The sequence below is a fragment of the Micromonospora echinospora genome (assembly GCF_900091495.1).
Lineage (GTDB): Bacteria > Actinomycetota > Actinomycetes > Mycobacteriales > Micromonosporaceae > Micromonospora > Micromonospora echinospora.
Genome location: NZ_LT607413.1, coordinates 1930486 through 1947869 on the forward strand (window position 1 = coordinate 1930486; position 17384 = coordinate 1947869).

Sequence of the window (17384 nt, forward strand, 5' to 3'; positions counted from 1 at the left end):
GCGTTCTTCGTTCCGAGGGAGGGGGTCCGCGTGCGGACCGTTGACGGACGTACCGACCGGGTCGTGGTGGTCGGCGCGGGGCTGGGCGGACTGGCCTGCGCGTTGCACCTGGCCGGCAGCGGCCGGCAGGTGACCGTGCTCGAACGCGAGCCGGTGCCCGGCGGCCGGGCCGGCCGGCTCAGCCTCGACGGGTACGAGTTCGACACCGGCCCGACCGTGCTCACCATGCCCGAGCTGATCGCCGAGGCGCTCGGCGCGGTCGGCGAGGAGCTGACCGACTGGATGGAGCTGACCCCGCTCGATCCGGCGTACCGGGCGTACTACCCGGACGGCTCGACGCTCGACGTGATCACCGACACCTCCCGGATGGCGGCGGAGATCTCGAAGGTATGCGGCCCCCGGGAGGCCGACGGGTACCTCCGTTTCGTCGACTACGCCCGCGAGCTGTGGCGGCTGGAACGGGCCGACTTCATCGAGCGCAATCTCGACGCGCCGACCGACCTGCTCACCGGCAACCTGCTGAAACTGCTGGCCGGCGGGGCGTTCCGCCGACTCCAGACCAAGATCAACCAGTTCTTCCGGGACCCCCGTACCCAACGGATCTTCTCCTTCCAGGCGATGTACGCCGGACTCGCCCCGCACGACGCGCTGGCCATCTACGCGGTCATCGCGTACCTCGACTCGGTGGCCGGGGTGTACTTCCCGCGCGGCGGCATCCACGCCGTCTCCCGGGGCCTGGCCGGGGCGGCCGAGAAGCACGGCGTCCAGATCCGGTACGGCACCACGGTCGAGCGGGTGGAGACCGCCGGAAGCCGGGCCACCGGTGTGCTCACCACCGACGGCGAACGGATCCCGGCCGACGTGGTGGTGCTCAACCCGGACCTCCCGGTGGCGTACCGCGACCTGCTCCCCCCAGCCCGCGCCCGCCGGCTGACCTACTCGCCGTCCTGCGTGGTGCTGCACGTCGGCTCGACGCAGGGCTACTCGAAGATCGCCCACCACAACATCCACTTCGGCCGGTCCTGGAAGGGCACCTTCGACGAGGTGATCCGGCGCGGCGAACTGATGACCGACCCGTCCCTGCTGGTCACCAACCCGAGTCGCACCGATCCCTCGGTCGCTCCCGCCGGCCGGCACACCTACTACGTGCTCGCCCCGGTGCCGAACCTCGACCGGGCGCCCTTCGACTGGCGCGGCGGCCTGTCCCGTCGGTACGCCGACGAGCTGATGGCGACGCTGGAGGAACGGGGCTACGTCGGCTTCGCCGACGGCGTCGAGCTGTGCGAGGTCGTCACCCCCGCCGAGTGGGCCGACCAGGGCATGGCCGCCGGCACCCCGTTCGCCGCCGCGCACAGCCTCTTCCAGACCGGCCCGTTCCGCCCGTCGAACCTGCACCGCACACTGTCGAACGTGGTTTTTGTAGGATCAGGCACCCAACCGGGCGTCGGAGTGCCGATGGTGCTGATCTCCGGCAAGCTCGCCGCCGCACGCATCACCGAAAGGTGCCTCCCGTGACCTCCCGTGAGGCCCACCTGGTCGAACTGGTCCACGACGACGGCACCGTCGCCGGCCGGACCACGGTGGCCGAGGCGCACGAGCCGCCGGGTCGGCTGCACCGGGCCTTCTCGGTGCTGCTGGTCGATCCGTCCGGCCGGGTACTGCTGCAACGGCGGGCCGCCGCCAAGACCCGTTTCCCGCTGCGCTGGGCGAACTCCTGCTGCGGCCACCCCGCGCCGGGCGAGTCGCCGGCCGAGGCCGCCAACAAGCGGCTGGGCGAGGAACTCGGCGCCGGCCCGGTCGAGCTGACCGAGGTCGGGGTGTACGTCTACTACGCCGAGGACCCGGCCACCGGTCGGGTCGAGTTCGAGTACGACCACGTGCTGCGCGCCGACGTGCCGGCCGACCTCGTGCTCCGGCCGGACACCTCCGAGGTCGCCGAGCTGCGCTGGGTCGACCCGCTCACCCTGGAGACGGAACTCGACGCCGACCCGCGCGCGTACGCGCCGTGGCTCGGCGGAGTGGTGAACCGCCTGCTGCGCCCCAGCGGTCCCGCACCCGACCGGGCCGGGCCGCTGTCCGGCGCTCCGGCGGACGACGCGTCGGAGCGGTCGGGTGGTCGATGAAGCGCTGAGCGCGGGAGCCGTGGCGCGGCGGCTCGGGGTCGCGGTGACCACGCTGCGGACCTGGCACCAGCGCTACGGACTCGGCCCCAGCGAGCACGTCCCCGGCCACCACCGCCGCTACACCCCGGCCGACCTGGCCCGGCTGGAGATCATGCGTCGGCTCACCGCCGAGGGGGTCACCCCGGCCGAGGCCGCCCGCTGGGCCCGACAGTCCCCGGTCGACACACCACCATCGCGCCGGAACGGCATCGCCGTACGCGACGGCGGCGGGGCGGCCATCCCGGTCGGTCGGGCCGGTCCGGCCGCCCGTGGGCTGGCCCGCGCCGCCATGCGGCTGGACCCGGTCACCGTCGGCCGGACGATCGACGAGTCGATCGCCGCCAGGGGTGTCGTCGCCACCTGGGACGGACTGCTGCGCCCGGTGCTCACCGGCATCGGCGAGCGGCACGCCGCGACCGCCGCGATGATCGAGGTCGAGCACCTCTTCTCCCGCTGCGTGACCGAGGCGTTCGCGGTGGTCACCCGCGCCAACCCGGCCGACGGCCCGCCCCGCGTCCTGCTCTCCTGCACCGACGACGAACAGCACACCCTGCCCCTGGAGGCGCTGGCCGCCGCGCTCGCCGAAACCGGGGTCGGCTGCCGGATGCTCGGCGCGCGGGTGCCGGTGGCGGCGCTGACGGCCGCAGTCACCCGGACCGCCCCGGCCGCCGTGGTGCTCTGGTCGCACCTCCGCGCGACCGCCGACCCGGCCCAGCTCACCGCGGTGCTCGCGGGCCCCAACCGGCCCCTGCTGGTGCTCGCCGCCGGTCCCGGCTGGTGGGACGACACCCTACCGGCCGGGGTGGTCCGGCCGGTGTCGCTGGCCGAGGCGGTCTCGCTGGCCCTCGCGGTACGGGACTCGTTGGACCGGTCGCCCACTGACTGACCGGGGGTGTCACCGTCACCGGACCGGGGCGTAACGTCGGAGCGCCCGTGACCCCGACCCCCCTCTCGGGAGCGACGACGATGACGCCACGCGTCCTGGCTGCGGCCGGTGCCGCCCTGCTGCTGCTTCTCACCGGTTGCGGCGAGGGGACAGCGGTCCGCTCCGCCGGCCCGACCGCCCCGGTCTTCTCCCACCCCGCCGAGGCGACGCCGACCCCCGAACCACCGGAGTCCCCGGCGCCGTCCGGCGTGCCGAGCCCCTCGCCGTCCGCGTCGAAGCCCGGCCCGAAGACGACCCGTACCTCGCTGCCGGCGGGGTTGCGGCGTACCACCGGCACCCGGGGGGTGGCGCTCACCTTCGACGACGGTCCGGACCCGGCCTGGACGCCGAAGGTGCTGGAGCAGTTGCGTAAGCACCAGGTCACCGCCACGTTCTGCGTGGTCGGCACCCGCGTCCGTAAGCACCCCGGGTTGGTGGCCAGGATCGTGCGCGAGGGGCACCAGCTCTGCAACCACAGCTGGCGGCACGACGTGGACCTGGGTGACCGGCCCCGGGCGGAGATCCACGCCGACCTGGACCGCACCACCCGGGCGATCCGGGCGGCGGTGCCCGGCGCGAAGGTCTCCTTCTACCGGCAGCCGGGCGGCCGGTGGACGCCCGAGGTGGTGGCGGTGGCCCGGGAACTCGGCATGACCCCGCTGCACTGGAACGTGGATCCGCGGGACTGGGCGAAGCCGCCGGCCGCGACGATCGTGGCGCGGGTACGGGACGGACTCCGGCCCGGTGCGGTGGTGCTGCTGCACGACGGAGGCGGGAATCGGGCCGGCACGGTGGCCGCCTGCGCCGGGGTGATCGCCGAGAGCAAACGGCGGTACGGCGTCACCAAACTGCGCTGAACCACGCTGACCTGCGGTTTTGGGCGAAACTCCGGCCGGGCGGATACCGATTTTGTTGCCCGGCGGCTCATCACGTATGCTTTGCAGGCCTCCGGCGGGGCCGGATGGGAGCAAGTCCGCAGAAGTTGCGAGTGTGCAATGATGGCGGGGCCGCCCTCATCGTCTAGCGGCCCAGGACGCCGCCCTTTCAAGGCGGTAGCACGGGTTCGAATCCCGTTGGGGGCACGATCCGGCCTGGCCGGAGGCAGTACGAGCTAGGTCCTGTGGAGCAGTTGGAGTGCTCGCCGCCCTGTCAAGGCGGAGGTCGCGGGTTCAAGTCCCGTCAGGACCGCCAACGCCGACGCCGCGTCTCACCGCGCGGCGTTCTGCGTCCGGGGGGTAAACTCACCCGGGTACGGCCAGGTAGCTCAGTTGGTACGAGCGTCCGACTGAAAATCGGAAGGTCGGCGGTTCGACCCCGCCCCTGGCCACATAGCCTTTCGCCGGGCTACAGAGGTCCCCACCAGCGGAAACGTCGGTGGGGATCTTGCTTTTGGCGCCCCCTGCCACGCGCCCGCCCTCTCCGACCGGGGACGGGCGCGTGTCGCAGCGGTCAGCAGCAACCTCCCCTGGTGCCGGCGGTGACGTGTCCCTCCCCGGCGGCGGGGGTGCAGCAGGCGCTCTCGACGGCCTTCCCCAGGCGGTCGGAGTCGGCCTTGACGGTGTAGACCTCCCACGGTTCGTCACCGGGTCCGCGGACCCAGACCTTGTCCTGGAGGGCGTAGCAGCACTCGGTGCTGTTCTCCTCCAGGGTGATCAGGCCGGATTCGGTGAGGCGGTTGGTGGCGGCGTCGACCTCGTCGGTGCTGGACACCTCGACGCCCAGGTGGTCCAGCACGGTCGGCCGGTCGGGCTCGCCCTCCAGGAGCACGAGCTTCAACGGGGGGTTCTCGACGGCGAAGTTGGCGTAGCCGGGGCGGCGCTTGGCCGGCTCGACGCCGAACAGCTTCGCGTAGAAGGCAACGGAGCCTTCAAGGTCGGACACGCGCAGGGCTAGCTGGACACGGGACATGGTTCTCCTCCGGAGCGGATGGGGTGACTGTGATCACGCCCACCCTTGCCTAGATGCTTTTCGAATCAGGACCCACCTTGCACTCTGTTTCGAATTCCGTCAACCTAGGCGTATGTCGAAACAAGCCCTGTCGGTGGTGGACCTGAACGCGGTCGCCTGCTGCGCACCGATCGCGGTCCGCCCGATGGACGTCGACCAGGCAGCGGCCGTCGCACCGATGTTCAAGGCCCTGGGCGATCCGGTCCGACTGCGGCTGATGTCGATGATCGCTTCCGTGCCGGAGATCTGCGTCTGTGACCTGACCCCGGCGTTCGACCTGTCCGGGCCGACCATCTCCCACCACCTCAAGGTGCTGCGCGACGCGGGCCTGGTCGACTCCGAGCGGCGCGGCACCTGGGTCTGGTACCGCGTCCGCCCGGAGGCCTTCCGGCAACTCGGCGCGCTGCTCGACATCCCCACCGCATCCGCACCGGCCACATGAACCTCGCCCTGACCCGGCGGGCGTCCGCAGAGCTCGCCGGCACCGCCCTGTTGGTCACCGCTGTCGTCGGCTCCGGGATCGCCGCCTCCCGGCTCTCCCCGACCGACACCGGACTCCAGCTCCTGGAGAACGCGGTCGCCACCGCGCTCGCCCTGGGGGCGCTGATCCTGATGTTCGGGCCGGTGTCGGGCGCGCACTTCAACCCGGTCGTCTCCGCTGTCGACTGGTGGCTCGGCCGCCGCGCCGGCACCGGCCTCACCGCCCGGGACCTCGCCGCCTACATTCCCGCGCAGGTCACCGGGGCCATCGCCGGAGCGGTCCTGGCGGACCTCATGTTCGGACTACCGGCCGTCACCTGGTCCCGCACCGACCGGACCGGCGGGAATTTGTGGCTGGCCGAGGTGATCGCGACCGCCGGCCTGGTCGTGCTGGTCTTCGCCCTCGCCCGCACCGGCCGCACCACCGCGGCCCCGGCCGCCGTGGGCGCCTACATCGGCGCGGCGTACTGGTTCACCTCGTCGACCTCGTTCGCCAACCCCGCCGTCACCGTCGGCCGCGCGTTCACCGACACCTTCGCCGGCATCGCCCCGACCTCCGTGCCCGGCTTCGTAGCCGCCCAACTCGTCGGCGGTCTGATCGCCGTCGCCGCCCTCGCCGCCTGGTACCCCCACGCCGGGCACGCCGCCGACGCGGTGGTCGTGCCCCATCCCGCCCGAGAGAGCGCAACCCGATGACCGACAAGCCCAGCGTCCTCTTCGTCTGCGTCCACAACGCCGGCCGCTCCCAGATGGCCGCCGCCTGGCTGCGCCACCTTGCGGGAGACACCGTCGAGGTCCGCTCCGCCGGCAGCGCGCCTGCCGACCAGATCAACCCCGCCGCCGTCGACGCCATGCGGGAAGTCGGCATCGACATCACCGACCAGACCCCGGCCCGGCTCACCTGGGAAACCGCCGAGGCCAGCGACGTCATCATCACCATGGGCTGCGGCGACGCCTGCCCCGTCTTCCCCGGCAGGCGCTACGAGGACTGGAAACTCCCCGACCCCGCCGGCCAACCCCTCGACGTCGTCCGCCAGGTCCGCGACGACATCAGGACCCGAGTCGTCGACCTACTCGCCAGCCTTGAGCGGACCCGCTGAGCGGCCCGCCCGCTCGCTGACCACCTGCCGCCACCCCATCCGCCGTCACTCCGGTGGGGAGGCGAGCAGCGTGAGCGCGAGATCGTTTCGCTAGGGTCCGACGTATGACGGTTGCCCGGTCGATCCTGTTGTTCCTGCTCGCGGCTCTCGCCGAGATCGGCGGAGCCTGGCTGGTGTGGCAGGGGTGGCGGGAGAACCGGGGATTGTGGTGGATCGCGGCGGGCGTCATCGCGCTCGGCTTCTACGGCTTCGTCGCCACGTTCCAGCCCGACCCGAACTTCGGCCGCATCCTGGCCGCCTACGGCGGGATCTTCGTGGCCGGATCCCTCGCCTGGGGCGTGGTCGTGGACAAGTTCCGCCCCGACCGCTACGACCTGATCGGCGCGGCCATCTGCCTCGTCGGGGTCGCGGTCATCATGTACGCCCCGCGCAGCAGCTGACCGCCCACCCGGACCTGTTCCGGGGGCGGGCCACCTGTTGCACCCTGTTCCGCCCCCTGCCAACCTGGGCGCATGCCGAGACTTCCCACCACGGCCGGCGAGAGCGTCACGTGAGTTCGGACCCGGTGCCACCTCTCCGCACCGCCGGGGACATCACCATCGCCGCGATGGGCGACCAGCACGGTCCGGCGGTCCTGGACATCTACCGGCTCGGCATCGTCAGCGGAAACGCGACCTTCGAGACCGAGCCGCCCGCCTGGGAGAGCTTCACCGCCACCCGGTTGCCGGGGCACCGGTGGGTCGCCGTCGACCGGGCCGGCGCGGTCCTGGGGTGGATCGCCTGCTCGGCGGTGTCCGAGCGGCGGGTCTACGCCGGTGTGGTCGAGCACTCCGTCTACGTCCATCCCGACGCCGGGGGGCGGGGAGTCGGACGCGGTCTGCTCCAGGCCCTGATCGCCTCGACCGAGCGGGCCGGGATCTGGACCATCCAGTCCGGCGTGTTCCCGGAGAACACCGCCAGCCTCGCCCTGCACACGTCCTGCGGCTTCCGTACCGTCGGCATCCGCCAGCGCGTCGGCCGTCACCACGGCGTCTGGCGTGACGTCACCCTCATCGAGCGCCGCAGTCCCGTCGTCACCTGACGGTGCGACCCGAGACCAGCGCGGCGATCGCCGACTCGACGGCCGCCGGGTCGACCGGCTCGCCGGTGGCAAGGCACTGCAACACGACTCCGTCGACGAAGGCGGCGACGGCCCCGGCGGCCCGGTCGCCGACCGTCGGGGCGAGGAGCCGGCGGACCTGGTCGCGCCAGGAGCGGGCGAGGGGACGCAACTCCGGGCTCCGGGCGGCGGCGAGGTACAGCTCGAACTCGGTGAGCGCCCGTCCCCGGTCGGCGAGGTAGTCGTTGACCAGGCGGGTGAGTCGGGCCGGCAGGTCGTTGCCGTCGCCCAGGTAGTCGGCCCACCGGCACATCTCGGCGTCGAGTTCCGCACCGGCCCGGGCCAGCCCGGCGGCCACCAGGTCGGCCAGGGTGGGGAAGTAGTAGGTGGTCGCGCCGAGGGGCACCCCGGCGCGGGCGGCCACCGCCCGGTGGGTGGTGCGGCCGATCCCCACCTCCGCGATCACCTCGACGACCGCGGCGGTCAGCGCGCGACGGCGGCCCTCCGGGTCGCGGGGGCGGGCGGCCCGGCGGGGCTGACCGGCGTTCAGTGCGCACCGCCGAGGTTGAGGATCACCACACCGGCGACGACCAGACCGACGCCGAGCACCTTGACGAGGCTGAGCGGCTCGCCGAGGAAGGCCGCGCCGATGGCGACGATCGCGGCGGTGCCGAGGCCGGACCACATCGCGTAGGCGACGCCGACCGGGATGGTCTTCACCGCCTGGGCGAGGAGCAGGAACGCCGTGATGTAGGCCGTGACCAGCCCGAGGGTGGGCCACAGCCGGGTGAACCCGTGGGTCGCCTTCAGCAGGCTCGTGCCGATCACCTCGGCTGAGATCGCGCCCAGGAGGAAGAGGTATGCCACCGGTGCCCCTTTTATTGGTACTGACGTACATGTACAAACGTACTAGATTGTGGCCGGGGGCGGCGGGCCGGTGCCCGAACGCCGTCGGCGGGAGACACCCATGGCGTTCCCGTCCCAACAGACGGGCGAGGGCCCGCCCGGGCGGTGGTTTACGCACTTGTGATCGACGGAGGTGATCGCGTTCGGGACAGCGTGACGCGACGATTCTTGATGCTTTTTATCCGGATTTCGCAAGGTCACCGCGCGCTGGCCCGCAGGCGAAGGTCGCTGCACGTCGCGGCGCCAGCCGGTAGGGTCCGGGCCTATGGGGCAGGAGATCGCTGAGCCGGACGCCGTCCATCAGGACGTCGACCGTTTCTCCCTTCGCAGCACTCTTCTCGTCCCCGCCTCCCCGGCGGAGGCGTTCACCGCCTTCACCGAACTGACCAGTTGGTGGGTCGCCGAGTACACCTGGTCCGGACCGGACTTCCTCACCGACCTCGGCATCGAGCCCCGGCCCGGCGGCATGCTCTACGAGATCGGCCCGCACGGCTTCCGGTCCGACTGGGGCCGGGTCCTCACCTGGGAGCCGCCCCACCGGCTGGTCTTCGTCTGGCAGATCGGCCCGGACCGGGTGCCCGTGCCGGACCCGTCCCGGGCCAGCGAGGTCGAGGTGCTCGTCGAGGCCGACGGGCCGGGACGCACCCGGGTCACCGTCGAACACCGGAAGTTCGACCGGCACGGCGCCGCCGCGGAGGGCTACCGGCAGGCGATGACCGAGGGGTGGCAGGACATGCTCACCCGCTACCTCCACTCCGTCCGCCGCCGCCCGCATCCGGCCTGACCGGCCGGGTCGGCTCAGCGGTCCCCGAGCGCCCGGCGGGACGGCCGGCCGACCGTACGTCCGCCGAGGTCGGCCCGGCGACCCGCGTCCGCTCCGACGGAGTAGCCGGTGCCGGCCAGCCGCCGCGGTGCGGCGGTCCGCAGCCGGGGATACACCTCGTCGAGCCGCCGACGCACCCGGTCCGACCGGTCGACGAGCACCAGTGCCACCGACGGGCCGTCCGCCTCCGCGACCTTCACCGCCGACGCCTCGGCCGTCCGCAGCCGTTCCCCGACGACCTGCGCGAACCCGGCCAACCAGGAACGACGGAACGCGGCCGGGTGCGCGCCGGACGGCACCGCCGTGCCGGCCAGGCCGTGTGCGGCCTGCACCAGCAGGGAGGTGAAGAGCAGGTCCACCCGCTCCAGGTCGCTGGCGAAGCCGAACAGGTGCATGGTGAACCCGCTGCCCTCGCGCCGCCGTACGCAGCGACAGCGCAGCGGGTCGGCCACCGCCGCGAGCAGGCCGGCCTTGTCCCGGGCGTACGGGGCGACGACGTCCACCACCCGGTCGCCCACCGGGTCGGTGGCCGGGTCCCGGGCTGCGAGCAGCGCCCGGTCGACCCCGTAGCGGGCGATCAGTTCGGTCGCCTTGGCGGTCAGGGCGGCCGACTCGGCGGCGGTGCAGGCGGGATCCTCCGCCTTGGCGAGCAGCTTGCGCACCTTGCTGAGCATGGCGTCGGACATGCCACCACAGCTACCACACCGGCCGGCGACCCCTGGCGTGGCCAGCGGGGACAGCGGACCGACGCATTGATCAGTACCATCGTCACGGTTCGCGAATGATCGACCGTGAGCGGTCAGTCCATGGTTGGAGAAGCCCATGAAATTTCCGGTCGCTCCCCTGTTGGCCACCGCCACGACAGTCGCGCTGCTGGCCGTCGCCACCCCCGCCCAGGCCGTCGCCGCCGGCCCGCACGATGCCTCCACCACCAACTTCGGCAGCCAGGCGACCTGCTACGGGACCACGAGTCGGTCCTACTTCCAGACCGGCGGCTGGGGTGGGCAGGCCGGTCCGTACCGGACCAGCAGCCGGTGCGTCGACATCAACGTCCGCAACGCCAGCGCCTTCAGCACCCAGGCCTGCGTGATCTTCATCGACCAGACCAGCAACTGCAACTACTGGACGTACCTACCGGCCAACTCCAACTGGACGACGATCGCCACCAACGTCCGGGACGGGGTCAACTTCAAGGTCCGCTTCTCGAACAACTACTACCAGTACGAGCCGCTGGTGGCCTACCACGCCTACTGACCGGCGGAGGGGCGCTTCGGGCCGTAGAGGGTGGCCACCGCCGAGCCGGCGAGGGTGAGCAGACAGTCCGGGAGCAGCCCGTCGGCGATGGCTGCGCCGAAGAGCGCCTCGCCGGTCTCCGGGTCGCGGTTGGCGTACGCGCTGAGGAAGCGGGCCACCCAGCGGGTGTCGTAGTTGGCCTGGTCTATGCCGGGAAAGTCGAGGGCGGCCATACCGGCGGGCACGTCGTCCCCGACCATCGTGGCGGCGAGACACCAGGCCACCCCGTACGCCCCGGCCACACCGGCCCGGTCCACCACGGCGTCGAAGGTTCCCACCACGGCGTCACCGTCTCCGGCCAGAGCGGAGTGCAGGACGGCGGCCGCGTCGTCACGCGTCTGTTGGGGCGAGTCGGTCACGCGGCGAACAGTACGGGACTGCGTCAAGTGATCACCACCCAACGTCCACCGTCCGGTTACTTTACGCAGTCACGCCCGTCGACCTGTACATCCATCCGGCCTCACGGTCCCGCCGATCGGGAACGCACGCTAATGTGCGCAGCGAACCTTCGCCTGAGGGGAACGACGATCATGCGCGTATCACGCGGCTCGCGAGTCGCCACACTGGCGGCCTGCGTGGCGCTTCTGTTCACCACCGGCGCGTGCGGGACAGAGCAGCCCGAGGAGCCCGAGAACGAGAGCCAGCAGGTCCGGCTCTACGGCAACGACGGCAACATGCTCAACACGTTCCCCCTGGAGCTGAAGGATCGTGCCCACCTCGTCGACGGGATGAAGGGCACCACCCCGATGACCCCGTTGCCGGAGGACTTCAAGACCCGGCTCCGCGCGGTCGACCCGAACCTGCGGGACTACCTCTACGCCGCCGAGGCGTACGACGCGGTGATGATCAGCGCGTTCGCCACCCAACTCGCCGGCACCACCGACCCCGCCGCCATCGCCAAGCAGATCGTCGGCGTGACGAACGAGGGTCAGCGCTGCGAGGACGCGGCCGGCTGCCTGAAGCTCGCCCGGGCCGGGCAGGACATCGAGTACCGGGGTGTCTCACTGACCCGGGCCGGGTTCACCGAGGCCGGCGAGCCGGCCACCGCCAGCTATGCCACCCTGCACTTCGACGACCAGAAGCTCAACGACGCCAAGACCGAGTTCGTCGGGGCCGGTGACGACTCCAAGGCGAGCACCAAGGCCCCGCCGAAGGGGCGCAAGCCGCGCGGCGACAGCGGCGCGCCGCTGACCCTGGGTGGCCTGCTGCCGCGTACCGGGGCGCTCGCGCTGGCCTACCCGCCGCAGGCCGCCGCAGCCGCCCTGGCGGTGCGGGAGATCAACGCCGCCGGTGGCGTGCTCGACGAGCCGGTGGTCTGGATCGACGGCGACGACGGCACCAACCCCGCCGTCGCCAAGGCCACCCTGGCCTCCCACGTCGAGAAGAACGTGCAGGTCATCATCGGCGCGGGCGCCTCCGGTGTCTCGAAGGCGATCCTGCCGGACGTGGTGGCCGCCGGGCTGGTGATGTTCTCCCCGGCGAACACCGACGCCAGCCTGACCACGATCGAGGACAACGGCCTCTACTTCCGCACCGCCCCGCCGGACAGCCTCCAGGGCCGGGCGCTCGCCGACGTGATCCTTCGGGACGGACCGCGCAAGGTCGCCCTAGTCGCCCGGAAGGACTCCTACGGCGAAGGCCTCCAGGGCTACGTCCGCACCGAGCTGGAGCGGGCCGGCCTCGGCGACGACAAGGTCAAGCTGCTCACCTACGAACCCCCGGCGGACGCCGACGCCCCGCCGGTGGACTTCAGCGCGGGTGCCCGGGAGATCAAGGAGTTCGGCGCGGACGCCGTACTCCTCATCGGCTACGCCGAGTCGGCCGCGGTGATCGTCGCCCTCGACGAGGCGGGTGTCCAGATCCAGCAGTGACGGGTGGGGGCGGGTCCGCCTCCACCCCCGTGCCTAGCGCGGTCGACGCCGTTCCAGGAAGTCGGTCATCCGCCGGTACTTCTCGTCGTCCTCGAAGAGCACCGCCTGACTGACCAGGTCCAGGTGGGGGTGGGCCGCCGCCGGCGCGTCGACCGCCAGCTTGGTCAGTCGCAACGCCAGCGTCGAGCCCTTCGCCATCTCGTCGAGCAGCTCGTGTGCGCAGGCCAGCAGCCCGTCCGGTTCCGGTACGACCCGGTTGACCAGCCCGATCCGCAGCGCCTCCTCGGCGTCCACCCGCCGGCCGGTGAAGAGCAGCTCCTTGGCCCGCGCCTCGCCGACCAGCGCCGGCAACCGGTGCGTCGCGCCCGCGCCGGCCAGGATGCCCAGCCGCACCTCCGGCTGGCCGAACACCGCCCGCGCCGTGCACACCCGCAGGTCACAGGCGTACGCCAGCTCCGCGCCACCGCCGAGCGCCGGCCCGTCCACGGCCGCCACGGTCGGCAACGGCAGGGCCCGGATCCGGGCGAAGGCCGCCGAGTTGATCGCGGCGAGCGCATCCAGCCGTCCCCGCTCGCGGAGCTGGCCGATGTCCGCGCCACCGGCGAAGATGCCGTCGGTGCCGCCGGTGAGCAGCAGCAACCGGGGGCGGGCCTCCAGTTCGGCACAGACCTCGTGCAGCTGGCCGATCAGGTCCGCGTCGATGGCGTTGCGTTTCTCCGGCCGGTCCAGGGTCACCACCAGCCGGTCCGGCCGCTCCTCGATCCGCAGGCTCACCGTGCCCACCTCCCGTTCGCGACCGCGGGTCGGTCGTTCACTGCTTCACCCCGTCCTGCCAGCGGTAGAAGCCCTGGCCGGACTTCCTGCCGAGTCGCCCCTGGGCGACCATCTCCGCCAGCAGTGGCGGCGGCGCGAACCGGTCCCCGTACGCGGCCTGGAGGGTGCGGGCGATGTCCAGCCGCACGTCGAGCCCGACGATGTCGGTCAGCTCCAGCGGCCCCACCGGGTGCCGGTAGCCGAGCACCATCGCCTTGTCGATGTCGGCGGGGCTGGCCACACCGTCGGCGACCATCCGGATCGCCTCCAACCCGAGGGCCACCCCGAGGCGGGAGGTGGCGAAACCGGGCATGTCGCGTACCACGACGGGGTCCTTGCCCAGCCGACCGGCGAGCGCGACGGCCGCGTCGGTGGTCTCCGGCGTGGTGGCCGGGCCGACCACGACCTCCAGCAACGCCATCGCCCAGACCGGGTTGAAGAAGTGCAACCCCACGAAGCGCTCCGGCTGCGCCAGGCCGGCGGCCAGTTCACCGATCGAGATGCTGGAGGTGTTGCTGCCCAGCAGCTCCGGCCGCAGCGCCGCCGCCTCGGCCAGCACCGCCCGCTTCAGCTCCAGCCGCTCCGGTACGGCCTCCACGAGCACCCCGGGCCCGGGGGCCACCTCGGCGAGCGAGGTACGCACCACCAGGCGTTCCCGGTTCGCCGCCGCCTCGTCGGCGCCGAGTTTTCCCCGCTGGACCGCCCGTTCCCAGAGCGACGCCAGCCGCGCCGGGGCGTCGGCGGCCCGGCCCGGATCCACCTCCACCAGCTCCACGGCGTACCCCGCCCCGGCCGCCACGTAGGCGATGCCGAGCCCCATGGTGCCGGCTCCGACGACGACGAAACGATCGTTCATGTGGCGACCCTATGCAGCCGCGATCCGGATGGCATGCGTGGGGGCGGCGGAAACCGGGTACTGCCGCCGGCAACCAAGGGAAGGACGATCGATGAACGAGGCGACCGGACAACCGTCGGAGACCGTCGAGACCCGGGGTGACCAGCGGGTGGAACTGCTCCGCGCGGACACCAACAACGACGGCCGCACCGACGTCTGGGTGGTCGACACCGACGGCGACGGCAGGGCCGACCTGTTCCAGTTCGACACCGACCACGACGGCAAGGTCGACATCACCATGGTCGACATCGACGAGGACGGCACCCCGGACGAGGTCGTCGACGGCGACGGCGGCCTGCCACCCCGCCAGCTCCCCCCGACCGTCCAGGTCTGACATACGAGCAGGGGTCCCCTGTTACCGCTTTGAGTAACCGGGGACCCCTGCTACCACCTCAGCCGGCGAGGCGGAGGAAAGCCAGGTAGTACGGCGCGTCCCGGTCGTCGACGTCGACCAGCCGCCAGGGCGTGCCGTCGACCAGGGCGGCCAGTTCCTCGGCGGAGCAGACCAGGTAGTCGAACCAGTCGGTGCCGAGTTCCCGGTACCGCAGCCGCAGCCGCAGCTGGCCGCCGAGCCGCCCCTGCCGCCGGTTCCGCTCGTGGTAGCCGGTGTGCACCGGGTCCCGGGTGCCGTACGGGTCGGTGCCCTGCGCGATCACCTGGGCCCCCGGTCGGGCCATCGCCGCCAGTGCGGCCAGGAAGGCCCGGCCCCGTGCCACCCCCTCCAGCAGCCCGACGTTGTTGCCGAGCAGGAGGAACGTGTCGTACCGCCGCCCGTCGGCGACGTGCGCGTCCACCGTGCCGTGCACCAGGTCCCGGACGCCGCGTCGGCGGCACACCGCCAGCGCCCCGGCCGAGGTGTCCAGGCCGGTGACCGGGGTGCCCTGTTCCTGGAGGAGCAGGGCGATCCGGCCCGCACCGGTGCCGACGTCCAGCGTGGCGCCCCGGACCCGGCTCACCGCGCGCCGGTCGTACGGCTCCCAGTCCGGTGGGTCGGCGAAGTAGTGCGCGGAGGGCGCGCCGTTGATCAGCCCGTCGTCCCGCTCGATGATCTCGATGACCGGGCGCGGCAGTCGTCCACCGGCCAACGGCCGGGTCCCGGTGCCGGTCTCCACCGCGTACGCGTCCGTGATCATCGCGCCGAAGACGTCACCGGGTCGTGGTCCGCCACTCATAGGCTGCACGCTATCCGCCGTACCGGCCGGGCCGGTCGGCCGTATCGTGGCGGCGTGACTGATCTCGACGACCTGGCGGCGGAGAAGTACGTCCTGCTCACCACGTTCCGGCGGGACGGTCGGGCGGTGCCCACCCCGGTCTGGGCGGTGCGTGACGGGGACGCCCTGGCAATCTGGACGGTCGCCGACTCCGGCAAGGTCAAGCGGATCCGGCGGGAACCGACGGTGACCGTGGCGCCGTGCGATGTCCGGGGGCGTCCGCACGGACCGGCGATCAAGGGGTACGCGACGCTCTGCCCACCGGCCGAGACCCGGCGGATCCGGAGCCTGCTCAAGCAGAAGTACCGGCTGTTGGGGCGGCTGACCCTGCTCGGCAGCCGGTTGCGTCGGGGCGAGCAGGGCACGGTGGGCGTACGGGTGACCCTGGGCTGAGCGCCCGACGGGCCGGTCCGGCGCGGACGGGTCCGGACATGGTCAGGGGCGGCGGACCCTCGTCCGCCGCCCCTGATCCGGAACGTCTCTGTGCCTCCCGGTTCAGTCCCCCTGGCGCTGCTGGGGGATCTGCCCCTGGAGCAGGGCGCGTACCTCCGACTCGCGGTAACGACGGTGCCCGCCCAAGGTGCGGATCGCACTGAGCTTGCCCGCCTTCGCCCACCGGGTCACGGTCTTCGGGTCGACACGGAACATCGACGCCACCTCGGCCGGTGTGAGCAGCGGCTCTGGTTCGTGCGTTCGCGATGCCATCGGTCACTCCTCCACATGTATAGACATCGGCCGGGGTCCCGCCGGCCGACGCGTCTCCCATGGTCCGGCTAGTCCCCGATGTCCGACATGGGCCGAACGGCCGAAGGTCCCTAGACGGACGGATGAACCATGCCCGATTTATACGACTTTTATGCGCCAGAAACTACCTTATTCGGACTCATGATCACGGTTCGTGATGCGCCAATTACGAAGCCCGCTCTCATCGGTGGTACTCATTGAGCGCTTTGGTGCTAGTTGCACCTTTCCAGCAGCTGCACCGCCCGCCACCGGGCGACCAGCTTGTCGTACGCCGCCGAAGCCTCCTCGGCCTCGCCCCGAGCCAACCCGGCGAGCCCCGCCGCGACCAGGGCCGGCGAGTCGTCCGCCCGGAGGGTCTCCTCGGAAAGCAGGTCCACCAGGCCGCCGTAGTCCAGTTCCACCACCGACCGGGGATGGAACTCCTCCAGCCACCGGGCGGCCTCCTCGACCGCCTGGGTGATCGGCACCTCCCCCACCGACTTGCGCAGCACCGACAGGGCCCGTGAGGACCGTCGGCGGGCCTTGGAGATCTCCGTCCGGTAGCGCAGCACCCCACGCCCCGCCGCGACGTCCAGCTCCCGCTCCTCGGGGTCGACGAGGACGAACCAGCGCAACGGCACGCCCCAGGTGGAGATCTGCTCGTGCAACCGAGGCACCCCGTGCTCCAGCACCCGGGCACCGCTGCGCCAGTCCTCCACCACGGCCTTCGCCTGACCGGCCAGCACCGGCGGGACGAACGCGTCGGCGAGCACCGCCGGCACGCCCTCGCGTGCGCTCAACGCCGCCTCGGCCACCCGGACCCGCAGGTTCCACGGGCAGACCAGCATCGCCTCGCCGGTCTCCAGCACGTACGCCTCGTCCGGCAGGTCGGGCAGGCGGGTCCAGCCCGCGCCGAGCGCCTCGATCACGGCCGTCCGCTGCCGGACCGGCCCCTCCTGCGGGGTCACCGCCCGGCCCTGGCGCACGTACGACCGCCAGTACTCCTGGCGGTCCCGGTCGAAGGCGGTCAGCGGCTCGTACACACGCAGATATGAAGCGAAGAGCGACGGCACGGCGCGATCCTCCCACGAAAGCCTGGTCCGACCGCGCCGACGTCCCTGATCCGCGGCGACCAC

24 protein-coding genes and 3 tRNA genes are annotated in these 17384 nt (G+C 72.2%); 17 read left to right on the plus strand and 10 right to left on the minus strand.

The annotated features are described in order from the left end of the window. Positions 1 to 30: 30 nt before the first annotated feature. From crtI to GA0070618_RS08795, 7 genes are all read left to right on the plus strand, one after another. Positions 31 to 1515, plus strand: a complete 1485-nt coding sequence (crtI, locus tag GA0070618_RS08765) for a phytoene desaturase family protein (RefSeq protein WP_088981198.1) — start codon at positions 31 to 33, stop codon at positions 1513 to 1515. After that, the gene (idi, locus tag GA0070618_RS08770) at positions 1512 to 2123 is read left to right on the plus strand and encodes an isopentenyl-diphosphate Delta-isomerase (RefSeq protein WP_088981199.1); all 612 of its coding nucleotides are present in this window, start codon (positions 1512 to 1514) and stop codon (positions 2121 to 2123) included. Before crtI ends, idi begins: the two co-directional genes overlap by 4 nt. Then, positions 2113 to 3048, plus strand: coding sequence for a MerR family transcriptional regulator (locus GA0070618_RS08775; protein ID WP_088981200.1), 936 nt, complete (start codon positions 2113 to 2115; stop codon positions 3046 to 3048). Before idi ends, GA0070618_RS08775 begins: the two co-directional genes overlap by 11 nt. A gap of 80 nt (positions 3049 to 3128) precedes the next feature. Next, positions 3129 to 3944 carry a polysaccharide deacetylase family protein gene (locus tag GA0070618_RS08780; protein ID WP_088981201.1) on the plus strand — a complete coding sequence of 272 codons (816 nt, stop codon included), beginning with the start codon at positions 3129 to 3131 and terminating at the stop codon, positions 3942 to 3944. Positions 3945 to 4096: 152 nt separating this feature from the next. After that, positions 4097 to 4169 (plus strand) — tRNA-Glu (locus GA0070618_RS08785). 32 nt (positions 4170 to 4201) lie between these two features. Then, positions 4202 to 4278: transfer RNA gene (locus GA0070618_RS08790), tRNA-Asp, on the plus strand. Positions 4279 to 4340: 62 nt separating this feature from the next. Beyond that, positions 4341 to 4414: transfer RNA gene (locus GA0070618_RS08795), tRNA-Phe, on the plus strand. Between the two features lie 122 nt (positions 4415 to 4536). On the opposite strand, the gene GA0070618_RS08800 is transcribed toward GA0070618_RS08795, so the two are convergent. Continuing rightward, positions 4537 to 4995, minus strand: coding sequence for an ArsI/CadI family heavy metal resistance metalloenzyme (locus GA0070618_RS08800; RefSeq protein ID WP_088981202.1), 459 nt, complete (start codon positions 4993 to 4995; stop codon positions 4537 to 4539). A 112-nt stretch (positions 4996 to 5107) separates the two neighbouring features. Between GA0070618_RS08800 and GA0070618_RS08805 the strand changes: the two genes are divergently transcribed. The 5 genes from GA0070618_RS08805 (at position 5108) to GA0070618_RS08825 (ending at position 7695) form a co-directional block, all read left to right on the plus strand. Beyond that, positions 5108 to 5476 (plus strand): ArsR/SmtB family transcription factor, encoded by a 369-nt coding sequence (locus tag GA0070618_RS08805; protein WP_088981203.1) that lies wholly within the window; start codon positions 5108 to 5110, stop codon positions 5474 to 5476. Next, positions 5473 to 6210, plus strand: a complete 738-nt coding sequence (locus GA0070618_RS08810) for an aquaporin (RefSeq protein ID WP_088981204.1) — start codon at positions 5473 to 5475, stop codon at positions 6208 to 6210. The genes GA0070618_RS08805 and GA0070618_RS08810 overlap by 4 nt, the downstream gene beginning before the upstream one ends. Next, positions 6207 to 6614: an arsenate reductase ArsC gene (locus GA0070618_RS08815; protein WP_088981205.1), complete on the plus strand. Its 408-nt coding sequence runs from the start codon at positions 6207 to 6209 to the stop codon at positions 6612 to 6614. Before GA0070618_RS08810 ends, GA0070618_RS08815 begins: the two co-directional genes overlap by 4 nt. A gap of 104 nt (positions 6615 to 6718) precedes the next feature. Beyond that, a complete protein-coding gene (locus GA0070618_RS08820) occupies positions 6719 to 7054 on the plus strand; it encodes a YnfA family protein (RefSeq protein WP_088981206.1) in 336 nt (111 codons plus the stop codon). Between the two features lie 167 nt (positions 7055 to 7221). Next, a complete protein-coding gene (locus GA0070618_RS08825; RefSeq protein WP_088985389.1) occupies positions 7222 to 7695 on the plus strand; it encodes a GNAT family N-acetyltransferase in 474 nt (157 codons plus the stop codon). Here GA0070618_RS08825 and GA0070618_RS08830 read toward each other — a convergent pair. After that, positions 7688 to 8263, minus strand: a complete 576-nt coding sequence (locus GA0070618_RS08830) for a TetR/AcrR family transcriptional regulator (RefSeq protein WP_088985390.1) — start codon at positions 8261 to 8263, stop codon at positions 7688 to 7690. The two genes, GA0070618_RS08825 and GA0070618_RS08830, sit on opposite strands and share 8 nt — an antisense overlap. Beyond that, positions 8260 to 8580: a DMT family transporter gene (locus GA0070618_RS08835; RefSeq protein WP_088981207.1), complete on the minus strand. Its 321-nt coding sequence runs from the start codon at positions 8578 to 8580 to the stop codon at positions 8260 to 8262. The genes GA0070618_RS08830 and GA0070618_RS08835 overlap by 4 nt, the downstream gene beginning before the upstream one ends. A 304-nt stretch (positions 8581 to 8884) precedes the next feature. On the opposite strand from GA0070618_RS08835, the gene GA0070618_RS08840 reads away from it, so the two are divergent. Continuing rightward, entirely contained in the window at positions 8885 to 9403 is a 519-nt protein-coding gene (locus tag GA0070618_RS08840; RefSeq protein WP_088981208.1) for an SRPBCC family protein, read from the plus strand. A 14-nt stretch (positions 9404 to 9417) separates the two neighbouring features. Here GA0070618_RS08840 and GA0070618_RS08845 read toward each other — a convergent pair whose 3' ends face one another. Beyond that, a complete protein-coding gene (locus GA0070618_RS08845; protein ID WP_088981209.1) occupies positions 9418 to 10128 on the minus strand; it encodes a DUF2786 domain-containing protein in 711 nt (236 codons plus the stop codon). A gap of 136 nt (positions 10129 to 10264) precedes the next feature. Between GA0070618_RS08845 and GA0070618_RS08850 the strand changes: the two genes are divergently transcribed. Continuing rightward, the gene (locus tag GA0070618_RS08850; protein WP_088981210.1) at positions 10265 to 10696 is read left to right on the plus strand and encodes a hypothetical protein; all 432 of its coding nucleotides are present in this window, start codon (positions 10265 to 10267) and stop codon (positions 10694 to 10696) included. On the opposite strand, the gene GA0070618_RS08855 is transcribed toward GA0070618_RS08850, so the two are convergent. Beyond that, complete coding sequence (locus GA0070618_RS08855) at positions 10690 to 11094, minus strand: hypothetical protein (protein WP_088981211.1); 405 nt, start codon at positions 11092 to 11094, stop codon at positions 10690 to 10692. The two genes, GA0070618_RS08850 and GA0070618_RS08855, sit on opposite strands and share 7 nt — an antisense overlap. A 171-nt stretch (positions 11095 to 11265) precedes the next feature. Here GA0070618_RS08855 and GA0070618_RS08860 point away from each other — a divergent pair, with 171 nt between their 5' ends. Further along, positions 11266 to 12606, plus strand: a complete 1341-nt coding sequence (locus GA0070618_RS08860; RefSeq protein WP_088981212.1) for an ABC transporter substrate-binding protein — start codon at positions 11266 to 11268, stop codon at positions 12604 to 12606. 33 nt (positions 12607 to 12639) lie between these two features. On the opposite strand, the gene GA0070618_RS08865 is transcribed toward GA0070618_RS08860, so the two are convergent. Together GA0070618_RS08865 and GA0070618_RS08870 are read right to left on the minus strand one after the other, a co-directional pair. Then, positions 12640 to 13380: an enoyl-CoA hydratase/isomerase family protein gene (locus GA0070618_RS08865; RefSeq protein WP_088985391.1), complete on the minus strand. Its 741-nt coding sequence runs from the start codon at positions 13378 to 13380 to the stop codon at positions 12640 to 12642. 37 nt (positions 13381 to 13417) lie between these two features. Then, positions 13418 to 14275 carry a 3-hydroxyacyl-CoA dehydrogenase family protein gene (locus GA0070618_RS08870; protein WP_088981213.1) on the minus strand — a complete coding sequence of 286 codons (858 nt, stop codon included), beginning with the start codon at positions 14273 to 14275 and terminating at the stop codon, positions 13418 to 13420. Between the two features lie 91 nt (positions 14276 to 14366). On the opposite strand from GA0070618_RS08870, the gene GA0070618_RS08875 reads away from it, so the two are divergent. Beyond that, positions 14367 to 14648, plus strand: coding sequence for a hypothetical protein (locus tag GA0070618_RS08875; protein ID WP_088981214.1), 282 nt, complete (start codon positions 14367 to 14369; stop codon positions 14646 to 14648). A gap of 58 nt (positions 14649 to 14706) precedes the next feature. Here the strand turns inward: GA0070618_RS08875 and GA0070618_RS08880 are convergent, their stop codons facing one another. Continuing rightward, the gene (locus GA0070618_RS08880; protein WP_088981215.1) at positions 14707 to 15486 is read right to left on the minus strand and encodes a class I SAM-dependent methyltransferase; all 780 of its coding nucleotides are present in this window, start codon (positions 15484 to 15486) and stop codon (positions 14707 to 14709) included. Positions 15487 to 15540: 54 nt separating this feature from the next. On the opposite strand from GA0070618_RS08880, the gene GA0070618_RS08885 reads away from it, so the two are divergent. Next, a complete protein-coding gene (locus GA0070618_RS08885) occupies positions 15541 to 15918 on the plus strand; it encodes a PPOX class F420-dependent oxidoreductase (protein WP_088981216.1) in 378 nt (125 codons plus the stop codon). 102 nt (positions 15919 to 16020) lie between these two features. Here the strand turns inward: GA0070618_RS08885 and GA0070618_RS08890 are convergent, their stop codons facing one another. After that, positions 16021 to 16230, minus strand: coding sequence for a BldC family transcriptional regulator (locus GA0070618_RS08890; RefSeq protein ID WP_007073996.1), 210 nt, complete (start codon positions 16228 to 16230; stop codon positions 16021 to 16023). 251 nt (positions 16231 to 16481) lie between these two features. Further along, positions 16482 to 17321: a hypothetical protein gene (locus GA0070618_RS08895; RefSeq protein WP_088981217.1), complete on the minus strand. Its 840-nt coding sequence runs from the start codon at positions 17319 to 17321 to the stop codon at positions 16482 to 16484. Positions 17322 to 17384: the final 63 nt, after the last annotated feature.

Excerpts from the sequence above, each read along its gene's own strand:
- GA0070618_RS08780 (WP_088981201.1), top strand. The coding sequence starts at position 3,129 with ATGACGCCACGCGTCCTGGCTGCGGCCGGTGCCGCCCTGCTGCTGCTT.
- GA0070618_RS08800 (WP_088981202.1), bottom strand. The coding sequence starts at position 4,995 with ATGTCCCGTGTCCAGCTAGCCCTGCGCGTGTCCGACCTTGAAGGCTCC.
- GA0070618_RS08805 (WP_088981203.1), top strand. The coding sequence starts at position 5,108 with ATGTCGAAACAAGCCCTGTCGGTGGTGGACCTGAACGCGGTCGCCTGC.
- GA0070618_RS08810 (WP_088981204.1), top strand. The coding sequence starts at position 5,473 with ATGAACCTCGCCCTGACCCGGCGGGCGTCCGCAGAGCTCGCCGGCACC.
- GA0070618_RS08815 (WP_088981205.1), top strand. The coding sequence starts at position 6,207 with ATGACCGACAAGCCCAGCGTCCTCTTCGTCTGCGTCCACAACGCCGGC.
- GA0070618_RS08820 (WP_088981206.1), top strand. The coding sequence starts at position 6,719 with ATGACGGTTGCCCGGTCGATCCTGTTGTTCCTGCTCGCGGCTCTCGCC.
- GA0070618_RS08825 (WP_088985389.1), top strand. The coding sequence starts at position 7,222 with ATGGGCGACCAGCACGGTCCGGCGGTCCTGGACATCTACCGGCTCGGC.
- GA0070618_RS08840 (WP_088981208.1), top strand. The coding sequence starts at position 8,885 with ATGGGGCAGGAGATCGCTGAGCCGGACGCCGTCCATCAGGACGTCGAC.
- GA0070618_RS08845 (WP_088981209.1), bottom strand. The coding sequence starts at position 10,128 with ATGTCCGACGCCATGCTCAGCAAGGTGCGCAAGCTGCTCGCCAAGGCG.
- GA0070618_RS08850 (WP_088981210.1), top strand. The coding sequence starts at position 10,265 with ATGAAATTTCCGGTCGCTCCCCTGTTGGCCACCGCCACGACAGTCGCG.
- GA0070618_RS08860 (WP_088981212.1), top strand. The coding sequence starts at position 11,266 with ATGCGCGTATCACGCGGCTCGCGAGTCGCCACACTGGCGGCCTGCGTG.
- GA0070618_RS08870 (WP_088981213.1), bottom strand. The coding sequence starts at position 14,275 with ATGAACGATCGTTTCGTCGTCGTCGGAGCCGGCACCATGGGGCTCGGC.
- GA0070618_RS08875 (WP_088981214.1), top strand. The coding sequence starts at position 14,367 with ATGAACGAGGCGACCGGACAACCGTCGGAGACCGTCGAGACCCGGGGT.
- GA0070618_RS08880 (WP_088981215.1), bottom strand. The coding sequence starts at position 15,486 with ATGAGTGGCGGACCACGACCCGGTGACGTCTTCGGCGCGATGATCACG.
- GA0070618_RS08890 (WP_007073996.1), bottom strand. The coding sequence starts at position 16,230 with ATGGCATCGCGAACGCACGAACCAGAGCCGCTGCTCACACCGGCCGAG.